This window comes from Thauera sp. SWB20, assembly GCF_000831325.1.
GTDB classification, from domain to species: domain Bacteria; phylum Pseudomonadota; class Gammaproteobacteria; order Burkholderiales; family Rhodocyclaceae; genus Thauera; species Thauera aminoaromatica.
In genome coordinates this window covers 22127-34740 of record NZ_JTDM01000019.1, presented here as the reverse complement: position 1 = coordinate 34740, position 12614 = coordinate 22127, and the positions used below count along the sequence as shown (strand labels likewise).

Annotated in this window: 6 protein-coding genes; 2 read left to right on the top strand and 4 right to left on the bottom strand. The window is 71.0% G+C overall.

Annotated features, from left to right (window positions below):
* Window positions 1-111: 111 nt before the first annotated feature.
* The gene (locus tag PO78_RS11960) at window positions 112-1053 is read right to left on the bottom strand and encodes a sodium-dependent bicarbonate transport family permease (RefSeq protein WP_004302362.1); all 942 of its coding nucleotides are present in this window, start codon (window positions 1051-1053) and stop codon (window positions 112-114) included.
* Window positions 1054-1242: 189 nt separating this feature from the next.
* Here PO78_RS11960 and PO78_RS11955 point away from each other — a divergent pair, with 189 nt between their 5' ends.
* Window positions 1243-2175 carry a LysR family transcriptional regulator gene (locus PO78_RS11955; RefSeq protein ID WP_004302361.1) on the top strand — a complete coding sequence of 311 codons (933 nt, stop codon included), beginning with the start codon at window positions 1243-1245 and terminating at the stop codon, window positions 2173-2175.
* A gap of 42 nt (window positions 2176-2217) precedes the next feature.
* Here PO78_RS11955 and PO78_RS11950 read toward each other — a convergent pair whose 3' ends face one another.
* Window positions 2218-5769 carry a WD40 repeat domain-containing protein gene (locus tag PO78_RS11950; protein WP_043744008.1) on the bottom strand — a complete coding sequence of 1184 codons (3552 nt, stop codon included), beginning with the start codon at window positions 5767-5769 and terminating at the stop codon, window positions 2218-2220.
* Window positions 5766-7310, bottom strand: a complete 1545-nt coding sequence (locus tag PO78_RS11945) for an SIR2 family NAD-dependent protein deacylase (protein WP_043744006.1) — start codon at window positions 7308-7310, stop codon at window positions 5766-5768. The genes PO78_RS11950 and PO78_RS11945 overlap by 4 nt, the downstream gene beginning before the upstream one ends.
* Window positions 7311-7557: 247 nt before the next feature.
* On the opposite strand from PO78_RS11945, the gene PO78_RS11940 reads away from it, so the two are divergent.
* Window positions 7558-9357 (top strand): SLC13 family permease, encoded by a 1800-nt coding sequence (locus PO78_RS11940; RefSeq protein ID WP_012584556.1) that lies wholly within the window; start codon window positions 7558-7560, stop codon window positions 9355-9357.
* Between the two features lie 21 nt (window positions 9358-9378).
* Here PO78_RS11940 and PO78_RS11935 read toward each other — a convergent pair whose 3' ends face one another.
* Entirely contained in the window at window positions 9379-12423 is a 3045-nt protein-coding gene (locus PO78_RS11935) for a transglycosylase domain-containing protein (protein ID WP_043744005.1), read from the bottom strand.
* Window positions 12424-12614 lie beyond the last annotated feature (191 nt).

Sequence of the window (12614 nt, the reverse complement as noted above, 5' to 3'; positions counted from 1 at the left end):
TCGAAGCTGCGGACCCCGAGGCGGAAGGCCGTACGGCCTCCCGCAGCGAAGCGGAGTCCGTGTCCGTGACGGAGGCCGCCTTGCCGCCGCCTCCCCACCCCGGCGCCCTCTTCAGGCCCCGGCCATCGCCTGCGCCCACCACAGGTACAGCGGGATCCCGAGCAGCAGGTTGAACGGGAAGGTCACCGCCAACGCCGCCGCCACCCCCAGCGCCGGGTTGGCCTCGGGCACCGCGATCCGCATCGCGGTCGGCGCGGCGATGTAGGAGGCGCTGCCCGCCAGCGTCATCATCAGCACCGTGCCGCCCACGCCCAGGCCCATCGCCTGCGCCACGCCCCAGCCGGCCAGCGCCAGCAGCGGCGGCAGGGCGAGCGCGCAGCCGACGAGGAACAGCCCCGCCTTCTTCAGGTCGGGCAGGCGGTCGGCGGCGATCAGCCCCATCTCGAGCAGGAACAGGCACAGCGCGCCCTTGAACAGATCGACGAAGAGCGGCGACAGCGGCTCCAGGCCCTGCGGCCCGGCGATCCAGCCGATCAGGATGCCGCCGCCGAGCAGCACCACGCTCTTGTTGGCGAAGACCTCGTGCACCAGCGCGCCGGCGGTCGAGCTGCCATCGGCCGACTTCACCCCCCAGCGCGCGATCAGCGTGGCGACGATCAGCGCCGGCGCCTCCATCAGGGCGGCGAGCAGGGCCAGGTGGCCTTCCACCTCGATGCCGCGTCCGGCCAGCACCGCCGCGCCCACCGCGAAGGTCACGATGCTGACCGAGCCGTAGTGCGCCGACAGCGAAGCTGCGTCCGGGCGCGAGAAGCGCAGGCGGAAGAGCGGGAAGACCAGCAGCGGGATCAGCGCGCCGAGGCCGATCGCCAGCAACGCATCGACCCACAGCGTGGCGCTCTCCGAGCGCGCGATCTCCACCCCGCCCTTGAGACCGATCGCCAGCAGCAGGTAGATCGACAGGGTCTCGAAGACGGCGGCGGGCAGGCGCAGGCCGGAGCGGGCGAGCGAGGCCACCGCGCCGAGGGCGAAGAAGAAGGGAACGGCATCGACCATGTGTTGTTTTCCTCGATGAACGGAGCGCGCGGGCGCGGAACCGGGGGAGCACCGCGCCGGTTCTCCGGGGGCGCGGCTGCGTCAGTGCGAGGCGAATTTTGCCGCGGCGCACACATCGAGAAAAATGATTTATTCTTCAACTTACCATAGATTTTTCTCTATCACTCGAATGACGCTCGTCCATCGCCGATGCGCCTGACCTTCCACCAGCTCCGCCTGCTGCTCGCGGTGTCGCGCGAGGGCAGCGTGTCGCGCGCCGCCCAGCGCCTGCACCTGACCCAGCCCACGCTGTCGGCGCAGCTGCGCCAGCTCGCCGAGCAGGTCGGCCTGCCACTGTTCGAGCGCGTCGGCCGCCGCCTGCACCTGACCGCGGCCGGGCGCGTGGTGCTCGACACCGCGAACCGGGTCGAGCAGGAGCTGGAGCGCCTCGACGAGACCCTCGCCGAGCTGCGCGGCGATGTGGTGGGGCGGCTGCGGCTGGCGGTGGTCAGCACCGCGGAGACCTTCATCCCGCGCCTGCTCGGCGATTTCCGCCGCGAGCGCCCGGCGGTGGAGGTGTCGCTGGCGGTGCTCAACCGCGACGCGGTGATCCGACGCCTGGCCGACAACCTCGACGACCTCTACATCATGAGCCGGCCGCCGCAGGCGCCGCCGGTGGTGGCCACGCCCTTCCTGTCGAATCCGCTCGTGGTGGTGGCCTCCACCGCGCATCCGCTCGCGGGATGCCGCAGAAAGCTGGAGATCGAGGCGATCGCCGCCGAGGAGTTCGTGCTGCGCGAGCCCGGCTCCGGCACCCGCCAGGCGGCCGAGCAGTTCTTCGCCGCCCACGGCCTCGCCCTGCGCCCGCGCCTGGAACTCGGCAGCAACGAAGCGGTGAAGCAGGCGGTGGCGGGCGGGCTGGGGCTGTCGCTGCTGTCCGCCCACGCGCTCGCACATGCGGTGGACGAAGGCATCGCGGTGCTGCGCGTGGAAGGCACCCCGCTCCCGACCCAGTGGCAGGTGGTGTATCCGGCCGGCAAGCGCCTCACTCCGCTCGCCGGCGCCTTCCTCGAGTTCCTGCGCGAACGTGCCGCCGAGCTCGAGCACAGCGCACAGGCGCGCCTGGACGCGGCGCGGCGCTAGGCTGGCGCAAGGCGCGCCCCTTGGACCGCCACGCGCCGACCACTAGCGCTCGGCCGCCGTCGCCTTCTGCAGGCGCCGCGCGGCCTCGTACACCGCCTCGAAGGCGAGCGGGGAGACATGGAAGGTCTTGTCGTTGCTGGCCGTGGCCAGCAGCGTCCCGTCCGGGCTGAAGGCGACGCCGCGGACCTCGTTCTTGTGCACCGTGATGGTCTTGACGAGCGTTCCCGCGGGCATCTCGAACAGGCGCACGCCGGCGTCGCTGCAGCCCACCGCCAGCCAGCGGCCGTCCGGGCTGTAGGCGAGCGCCGCGCAGTGGCGCGCGCCCTCGATGAGCGGCAGGCGCACGGGCGGGTGGACCTCCGGCTCCTTGAAGGCAGCGACCGGCCAGACCCGCACACGTCGCTGCACCACCGCAGCGACGTATTCTCCATCCGGACTGAAGGCGAGGCCGGCGATGCGGATACCGAGCTTGCGCTCGTCATCCGGCAAGCCGACCGTGCCGAGATCGGTCCCGGACAGATCCCACAGCTTCAGCTTGCCGTCGAAGCCGCTGGTCGCCCAGCGCTCGCCCCCGGGATGAAAGGCCACGCCCGACACCTGGATCGTCGCCCCGCCATGCAGCACGGAGACCGGGCTTCCCTCCCCCGCAAGCGGATAGAGCCGTGCATGGCCGTCGGCCCCGGCACTCGCCAGCAGGCGGCCGTCCGGACTGAAGGCCACCCCCCTGAGCTGATCCTTGTGCCGATGCTCGGGAGGCACGCTCGGCAGCGTGACCGCCTCGCCGCTCGCGACGTCCCAGAGGCGCAGCTGGTTGTCCAGCCCGGCGGTCGCGAGCCGCGCCCCGGAAGGGTCGAAGGCCACGCGATGCACCTGATCGGCATGACCGCGCAGGGTATGGCGCAGTCGCGGGGTACCGTCCGCGAAGTCCCAGATGCGGGCGGTGCGGTCGCTGCTGCCGGTGGCCAGGGTACGACCATCCGGGCTGAAGGCGATGCTGGTGACCGTGTTGGCGTGCCCCTCGATGTTCCAGAACTTGACCGTGCCGTCACGGCTCGCCGTCGCCACGTGACGCCCGTCGGGGCTGAAGCGGGCCGCCTCCACGTAGGAGAGGTGCCCCGTCAGCGTAAGCAGGTTCTCGCCCGTATGCCGGCTCCAGACCCTTGCCGTCCCGTCGCCGCCCGCGCTGGCGATCAGGGCCCCGTCCGCACTCACCTCCACATTGCGGATGCGGTCGCCGTGACCGGCCAGCGTCCGCCCATTCCACGCGAGCACCTCACCCCGGTGCGTGCCGCCCGCCGCTTCGCGCAGCAGCACCTCGAACCCTTTCCCCGCGGGCTCCCACACCCGCAGCCAGCCATCACGGCTGGCGGTGACCAGCGCGCTGCCATCGGGCGCGAACGCGATCGCGTCACTCGGCTCCTCGAGCGGCAGGGAGAGGATCTCGCGCCGGCGCTCGAGCCCCCACAGGGCGATCGCGCTTCGCTCGGCCTTGCCGCGCTCGACCGCAGCGGTGGCGACGCAGCAGCCATCCGGGCTGAACGCCAGCCCCATGATCCAGGCCCCCTCCGCATCCAGGGTGAGCAGCGGCTCCGGCACGTCCGCGTCGACGTCCCAGATGCGGATCACGCGCGCCTTCTGCGCGCCATCCCCGGCGGTCGCGAGGCGCCGGCCGTCGGCGCTGGTATCGAAGGCAGAGTAGATGTTCCCGCCATGCTCGAAACTGCGCAGCGGAGCCGTCGGCTGCGCGAGGGACCACAGGTAGGCCAGGCCCCCGGACACCGTGATGACGCGCTCGCCATCGGGCAGGAAGCGGCCCCGCCGCACCCAGGCGTCGTGCGCGAAGGTGACGACGGGCTCGGCGGGACGGCCGCTGCGGATATCCCACACCCGCGCGGTCTGATCCTGGCCGGCAGTGAGCAGCCGGCCGCCATCGGGACTGAAAGCCACATCGGAGAGCGCCCTGCCGCTCACCGGCAGGGTCCACACCAGGCGCGAGGCCTGGATCGCCTGGCGCAAGGCGTCTTCGGCGGCAGCGGTCGGGGTCAGGTGCAGGCGGGCCGCGCGAGCGACCGACATCCAGGACGGGACCGTCGCCTCCACCGCCTCCAGCGCCAGGCTCAGCGCACTTCCGGGATCGATAGGCGCGTTCGAGATCGACTGCGCCGCCTTCTCGTTGGCCGCCGAACGCATTCCCTCCCAGGACGCATAGAGCCATCCCGCACCGGCGACGCAACTCATCATGCCCAGGCCCACGAGCCACCTGTGCAAGGCGCGCCGGGCCGCGCGTTCGCGCGCGATCTGCGCCTCCTCCTCGCGCCGTGCGGCCTTCTCGCGAGCCACCCGGAGCGCTTCCTCGCGCTGCCGATCGGCCTCGAAGCGCTGGCGCCAGTCGAGGATGGCGGGCGCGAGGACGTCGTGGTAGATCTCGTAGCGCATCACCTCCGGGTTGTCGGGGACGGACACGGTGCGCAGGATGCGGTTGCGCGCGTCGCTCAAGGACTGCAGCACCGCCGGGACGTGGGGCGCGAGATCCCCCGCCCAGCTGATCAGGTCCGCGGCGCCGCAGGCGATCTTGCTGCCGCTCGGGGTGACCAGCCGATCGAAGAAGCTGGCGCACACTGCCTGGCTCGTCGCGTCGAGGCGGGCCATCGCGACGTCGAGGTGGGTGCGGACGATCTCGTCGGCACCCTTCAGCCGGTCGAGCGTCGCCCGCCGCAACCGGTCCGAGCCTTGCGCGCGCTCCTCCTCCCACAGTCGCACCATGACCAGCTGCAGGAAGGGCGCCTCGATGCAGCCCTCGTCGTGGCGCAGCCCCCCGCTGCCCCCGGGGCGTCCGGCCGAGACCTGGCCGATACGGACCTGGCGGAGCAGCTCGTCGACCAGTTCATCGTCGATGCCGACCGGCGGCACGCCCACCGCCTGCAGCGCGTTCCACACCTCCAACGGCTTGCGGATCGCGTCGCCGGCCGCCTCCGGCTCCAGATGGTTGAGCCGCAGGCGGTTGCTCAGCAGGTTGTGGATGCGCTCCTGGAAGCGGTCCAGCCGCGACAGGCTGTCGTCGCGCAGCGCGACCAGGAAACCGACATCCACGTCCTCACGGTTGACCGCGCGCGCGAACTGGGCCTCGAACGCGCCGGCCGCCTCGCTGTCCTTGGCGTGATAGAGGAAGTATTCCTCGAACTGGTCGAAGATCACCAGGATCGTGCCATGCGCAGCTTCAGCGCAGGCGCGCAGCACCTCGTCGAGGGGCAGGGTCTCCGCCGGCCTGGGCTGGTCCACCTGCATGGCCCAGACGGTTTCGATGCAGGCGCGCGTCAGCGCGAGCTGGAAGTCGCGATCCACCCAGTTGCGGAACACCACCACCGGGGTCCGCGGCCGCTCGCGATGCAGCTGCGGCACGACGCCGGCCATCAGGACCGAGCTCTTGCCCACCCCGCTCGATCCATAAAGGATCGTCAGCGGGGACGAGAGCAGGTTGGCGATGATCACCCGCTGGTCGCGCTCGCGCCCGAAGAAGAAGGCCCGGTCGGCCTCCTCGAAGGGCTGCAGGCCGACGTAGGGGCAACGCTGCTCGATGCGGACCTCGGCGTTCATGGCGACATCCTCGCGCGCAGCAAACGGACGAACTCGTCCAGGTTCACCTCGTAGGGATACACCCCGCGCCGCTGCCAGAACTTGAGCTCGAGCTCGGAGAAGCGATCGTCGATCGCCCACGACTGGATCTCGTCGTCGCCGGCGACGAGGCGCTTGGCGAAGAAGCGGTTGAGGCTCTGCAGGATCGTGCGGAAGCTCCAGTCGCGCAGACTGTAGCCGAGGAACAGCAGATTGCGGTCCTGACAGTGCGACGCGAACAGGGCCGGAATCGCCGACCTGCTGGCGATGCGCGCAAGCAGTTCGACATAGTCCGACTCGGTGATCACGAAGGTGTCGAGGTCGGACGTCTGGGGAACGATGGAGCCGTGCATCTTGAAGATCACCGTCTTCTTCTCGAGCTCGATGGAAAGTTCGTTCGGCGCCACCGTCTCCGGCTTCAGGGCGCCGTGCGGCCACCACAGGACGGCGTTGCCGAGCTCCTTGAGTTCGGAGTACACGACCAGGTCGTAGGGTTTCTGCGCGTTGCGGAAGACCTGCTCGATCAGGGTGTCGTAGTTGGTCGTGATGATCAGCAGCGGCTTCTCGAGACTGGCGAGCAACGAGTAGAGCGGCGGCACGGCGAGCTTGTCCGGCGCGGCCGGCGCGAGCAGCGAACGCAGTCGCTCGCGCAGGGCATCGCGGGTCTTGAAGGCCTCGTAGTAGGACGCCACCTCCGCCAGCTGGTCGCGTTCGGCCTGCGACGGGAACCCCGCCTCGTCGGCCAGGCACGCCGACAGCTCGTTGCCGCTGGGGAGAAAGCGCGGTGCATCGGGGTCCCAGGGCTCGTCGCCGGGGCGCCCCGAGCGGCAGATGCCGGGACCGATGATCGGCACCGCAGAACCGCTGGCGAGCGCCTTCGCAATCCGTCCATACGGCGGCGGCGCGTTGACGCGTACGGTCTGCCCGTTGGCCTGCTCGCTGTCGAGTCGGCGCTGGATGAAGGCGCGCAGATCCACGCGCAGGCGGTCGCGGAACTCCTGCGGGGTGTCGTACTCGGCGAAGCCGCCGGCAAGCGAACCATCCGCGTTGCGGAAGCGCTTGAAGAAGTCGTTCGCCCTGCGGTACTGGGCGAGGCGCTCGTCGTAGTCCGCATCGAGCGGGTCGCCGAGCTCGGGCGGGCTGCGCCGGCGATACACGAGGATGTGGGGCTGCGGCCTCGCGGCGATGGCATCCTCGTACTCCCATTCGGTGCCCGAGAGATAGCGGCTGCCGTCGGGGCGTGTGCAGCTCGCCGGCAGCGGCGTCCCCAGCCGCGACCACAACACGACGATCACGCAGTCGCACGCCGAAGGCCGCGGCAGCCCGCGATTGACCGCTTCCTGCGGCGTCAGTGTCGCCGGCATCGCCACCGGTGCCGCAGGGTCGTCCCAGCGCACCGCCTCGCAACCGACCCGGCCGCGCATGAAGGGATCCTTTGGCAGCTCCTGCTCGATGACCTGCTGGGCGAATGTGCGCTCGTCGGCGACATCGCCCGGGGACGACAGGAAGAAACGGAGACGCATGACTTTCCCCTCCTAGGCGGCTTCGCGGGACCCGCATGACAAATATAGGCCGACAACGGCGAGATCGAACCCCCTGCGCCACTGCAGGCACCCGCTGCCGGGCTGCGGCGCCGAGGTGGATCGCCGCGCACCGCCCGACTTCAGCCACCGCTCGAATGAACCGAGAGGAATAAGCTATGGAATATCAAGTCTTTTGAATGCATAAACGCGGCAGCTAAGCTCCATTCCCCCGCCCATTCGTGCCGCCATGCCGCTACCCGAGCTCCACGCCCCCCTCTTCGTCGGCCTCGTCCTCGTCGTCCTCTTCGTCGCCTTCGTGCGCGAGTGGGTGAAGCCCGACGTGGCGGTCATGGTCGCCGTGGGCGTGCTGCTCGTGGCGGGCATGCTGAACACCAAGGAGGTGCTCGGTGTGTTCGGCAACAGCGCCCCGATCACCATCGCCTGCCTGTTCATCATCAGCGCGGCGCTGTCGCGCACCGGCTGCGTGGACCAGCTCGGCGAGTGGCTCGCCGCCGCGGCCGGCGCGGGCGAGCGCCGCCTGCTGCTGGCGCTGATCGCCGCCTGCCTGCTGGTGTCGCCCTTCATCAACAACACCCCGGTGGTGATGGTGATGATCCCGGCGGTGATCGCGGTGGCGGCCCGCCAGGGCCTCGCCCCCTCGCGCCTGCTCATCCCGCTCTCCTACGCCACCATCCTCGGCGGGCTGATCACCATGGTCGGCACCTCGACCAACATCCTGGTCGACGGCGTCGCGCGCGAGCAGGGCCTGGCGCCCTTCTCGATGTTCGAGATCAGCCTGCCGGCGATCCTCATGGCGCTGGTGGGCAGCGCCTTCATGCTGGTGTTCGCGCCGCGCCTGCTGCCGGTGCGCGAGACGCTGAGCCAGCAGTTCGGCGCCGGCGAGCGCTGGTTCATGACCGAGCTCTTCGTGCCCGAGGGCTCGCACCTGGCCGGCAGGACGCTGCGCGAGGCGCGTCTGTCGAACGGCATCATCCAGGTGCTCAACCTGGTGCGCGGCGACATCGAGCTCGCCGACCCGGCCCCGGACACCCGGCTGGAGGTCGGCGACCGCGTGGTCGTGCACAGCCGCAGCGACGCGATGATGGCGCTGCGCAGCAGCGACGGCGTCGGCCTGCAGGCGCCGGCGGGCGCCGAGGCCCACGACATCGAGACCCTGCGCCGGCGCGACCTGGTGATGGTGGAGGCGATCGTCGGCCAGACCTCGCGCTACATCCTGCGCCCGATCCGCGATCTCGACCTGCTCGCGCGCTACGGCATCCACCTCGTCGCGGTGCATCGGCGCGACGCCTCATTCGCGCAGATCGGCGAGGACTTCCAACTGCTGGGCGGCGACGTGCTGCTGGTGGAGGGCACGCCGGCGCAGATCCAGCGCTTCTGCGACAACGGCGACCTGTTCGCGATCACCGAGGGCCGCCAGATGGCCAGCCGCCGCCACAAGGCGCCGGTCGCGCTCGCCACCATCGTCGGCGTGATGCTGCTCGCCGCGCTGAACGTGATGCCGATCGAGGGCCTGGCGCTGATCGGCGCGGCGATCGTGATCGCCACCGGCTGCATCACCAGCGACGAGGCCTACAAGTCGATCGAGTGGCCGATCCTGGTGCTGATCTTCGGCATGCTCGCGATCAGCATCGCGATGCGCAACTCCGGCCTCGACCAGCTGCTCGCCGCCCAGCTCGCCGCGCTCGGCGAGGGCATGTCGCCGTGGCTGATGTTGTCGCTGGTGATCCTGATCACCTCGGTGGCCACCGAGGTGCTGAGCAACAACGCGATCGCGGTGCTGTTCACCCCGGTCGTGATCGGGCTCGCCCAGCAGATGGGGGTGGATCCGCGCCCCTTCGTGGTCGGCGTGATGTTCGCCGCAAGCTGCAGCTTCGCCACCCCGATCGGCTACCAGACCAACACCTTGGTCTATAGCGCGGGCAACTACCGCTTCGCCGACTTCGCCCGCCTCGGCGTGCCCATGAACGTCCTCACCTGGCTGCTGTGCAGCGCGCTGATCCCGCTGTTCTGGCCCTTCCAGCCCTGAGCCCGCGGGCCGACATCCACGCTATCCGGCCGTCACCGGCTGCGGCGCGGCTTCGGACAAGGGCGGCGGCAGGCAGGCATGCGCGCCCGCCGGCTCCAGGTGCGGGATCAGCAAGGGCCCCATCGACTTCAGGATCTGTACCGGCAAGCCCGAGGTGAAGCGGTAGCTCGCCGCCTCGGGGCCGATCACGTAGGCGGTCAGCGTGCCGAAGTGGCGCGGGCCGAGGTAGAACACGAAGGTGGCGGTGCGGTTGAGCGCAAGACCGGCGCGTCCGCGCACCACGATGCGGTTGTCGCCGGTGCCGGTCTTGCCACCGAGCGCCAGTTCGCTGCCGTCGGCCAGCTTGAAAGCGCCCGCCAGACGGCGCGCGGTGCCGCCCTCGACCACGTCCGACAGCGCCCCGCGCAGCGCGCGCGCGACCTCCGGCGCCATCACCGGGTCGCCTTCCACCGGGCGGATGGCGAAGGCGGACTCGTAGGGCGTGGCGCGCGCGAAGCGCACCGTGTCGATGCGCTGCACGGGCAGGCGCTGGCCGTCGTTGACGATGATGCCCATCAGCTCGGCGAGCGCCGCCGGACGATCGCCCGAGCTGCCGAGCGCGGTGGCGAGCGAAGGCACGAGGTGGCCGAAGGGATAGCCCAGGCGCGCCCAGCGGCGGTGGATCTCGAGGAAGGCCTCGACCTCGAGCAGGGTGAAGATGCGCGAGTCCTGCGCGCCCTTGGCGCGGGTGCGGAACAGCCAGCGATACACCTGCTGGCGCTCGTCCGCGCTCGCCGCCACCGCATCGGCCAGCGTGGCCTCGGGGTGCTGCAGGCGGAAGGCGACCAGCCACAGCTCGAGCGGATGCACGCGTGCCACGTAGCCACGGTCGGGCAGGTCGAAGGCTTCCGGGGCGTTGCGCGCATAGAGCTGGGCGAGGCGTGCGGCGGCGGGGGGCTCGCCGAGGCGGCGGGCGAGGAAATCGGCGAGCGCGTGCGGCGGGGCCTCGGGCTCCAGGTAGCGGAACACCGCGGCGAGGCGGTCCGCGCCCGGGCGCAGGCCGTCGAGCAGGGTGGAACGGATCTCCTCCGCCGTGCTGTCCTGGTACTTGCGCCAGAAGCGGCGCAGGAAGAGCTGGCCCTCGCGGTCGGCGAAGCGGACCAGATACTCGACGCGGCGCGGGTCCTCGTTGTCCTCGAGCAGGCGCGCGGTGCTGCCCGGCACCTGGTACATGGTGTGACGCACGAGCTCGCGCATCAGGCGCACGAAGGGCAGGTTGATCGAGGCCTGCAGGGCCTCGCGCAGGGTGGGATTGCGCGCGTTGTCGCTGGCGTTGAAGTTGCCGAAGGTGTGGCGGCCTCCGCCGGTGAAGAAGCCTTCGCCCGGGCTGGCCGAGAAGCGGCGTTCGAGCGCGGCCTCGAGCATCGCCGGCAGGCTGCGGTCCGGCGCGCTGGCGAGGTGGTCGATCGCCCAGCGCGTCAGACGGTCCTGCGCGTCGACCTCGACGCGGCGCAGCGCCGGAGGATCCAGCGCCGCGAGCCGGCCGTGGAGTTCGGCGACCAGCTCGAGATAGGTCGCCAGCACGCGCAGCTTGGCGGTGGAGCCGAGCTCGAGCTTGCTGCCCTCGTTGATGTCGAGCGGCTGGTCGGTGGTGTCGGTCTGCACGCGCACGCGGTTGCCGCCCGCGGTGCGCTCGACCAGCGTGAAGCTGTAGCGTACCGCGCCGAGGGTGGCAGGCTGCAGCATGCGCTCGCCGATCAGGCCCTGGCTACGCGCGAAAGCCGGGTCGGAGAGCTGCCCGAGGTAGTCGCCTACCGCCTGCTGCAGGCCGCCGTGCAGGGTCGTGCCGAGCTCGGCGTCGAGGCGGTCGAGGCTGTACAGCGCGGTGTCGAGCAGGCCGGCGAGCCGGGTGCGCACCGCGGTCGTGCCCTTTCCGGGCGTGGCGGGAACCCAGGCCGGATCGGCGACGAGGTCGCGGAAGGCGAGCGGCCGGGCGAGCGCGGCGTCGCGCAGCACGGCGCCGATCAGCCCGGCCTCGGCGAACAGGCGCAGGTAGGCGTCGGTGGTGCGCGCCAGCTCCTCGCGCCCGCCGGCGAGATACCACGAGGGCCGACGGTGCGCGATCATCAGCGCGACCACCTGGCGCAGCGCTCGACCCTGGGCGATGCGCTCCTCCCCCTCGCCCACCGGCGCCGCCAGCAAGGCATTCACGCGCGCGAACTCGGCGCCGAACCACACCCACAGCCCGTCGCCCAGTCCGTTGACCTCGCCGTGACCGGGCGCGGCCGAGAGCGGCACGGTGTTCAGGTAGTCGAGCACCAGCCGCCGGCGTAGCGGCAGCGTCTGCTCGCCCTCGCGATAGGCACGGACCGAGGCGGACACCATCTGGCGCAGCTTCTCGCGCGCATCCTGGGTGATGCCGCCAGGCGAGTGGCGGTACTTCTCGATCTGGGTGGCGAGCGTGCTGCCGCCGGGCGCGTCGAGGTCGGCATCGACCATGCGTCCGAGCTGGCCGAGCGCCGCGCGCGCGAAGCGTGCCCAGTCCACCGCGGGATTGAGCGTCGGCCGCGATTCGTCGAGGAGGTCGCGGTTCTCGATGAAGAGCAGGGCCTGGGCGACGATCGCCGGCACGTCCTCGAAGCGCTCGTATCCGCGCCAGGGATAGCGGAAGCCGTACAGCGGCTCGCCGCGACAGTCGAAGACGTCCAGGCCCGCGCGCGTCTTCTCGGCGTAGGGCGGGAACAGGCCGCGCTCGACGTGGGCGAGCAGCGCATCGTCGAAGCGCACCTGCTCGACGAGTGCGAAGCCGCGCGCCTGCAGGCGCTCGGAAAAGCGCGCCAGCTCGGTGTAGCCGAGGCGCTGGTCGAAGGGGCCGTGGGCAGGAAAGCGGATCGCCGCGCTCGGCCCCGCCAGCAGGGCGTAGTCGAGGCGCGCGGCGTAACGCGCGAGCGCGCGCGCCTGCAGGCGCGAGGTACCGGCCTCGTGCCACAGCAGCAGGCCGCCCGCCACGCTCGCCACCAGCAGCGCCACGCAGATGGCAACGCCCAGCACGCGCCAGGGGCGCGGGCGGCGCCCGACGGAAGGCACTGCGGGCTCCGGAGCGGAAGGCGGAAGATCTGGAGTCACGGTCGGGCGGATCGATGATGCATTGCGGAAATTATGCGCATCCTGCTGCAAGAAAATGACACTGTTACAAACTCGCCACAGGCACGGAGTCGTCCGCAGGCCGCCCGCCTCGCCCCCCCGGGCAGGCGCATGCGGCCATCGTCGCAAGCGAA

Coding starts and splice junctions, on each gene's coding strand:
- PO78_RS11945 (WP_043744006.1), bottom strand. CDS start 7,310: ATGCGTCTCCGTTTCTTCCTGTCGTCCCCGGGCGATGTCGCCGACGAG.
- PO78_RS11955 (WP_004302361.1), top strand. CDS start 1,243: ATGCGCCTGACCTTCCACCAGCTCCGCCTGCTGCTCGCGGTGTCGCGC.
- PO78_RS11950 (WP_043744008.1), bottom strand. CDS start 5,769: ATGAACGCCGAGGTCCGCATCGAGCAGCGTTGCCCCTACGTCGGCCTG.
- PO78_RS11940 (WP_012584556.1), top strand. CDS start 7,558: ATGCCGCTACCCGAGCTCCACGCCCCCCTCTTCGTCGGCCTCGTCCTC.
- PO78_RS11960 (WP_004302362.1), bottom strand. CDS start 1,053: ATGGTCGATGCCGTTCCCTTCTTCTTCGCCCTCGGCGCGGTGGCCTCG.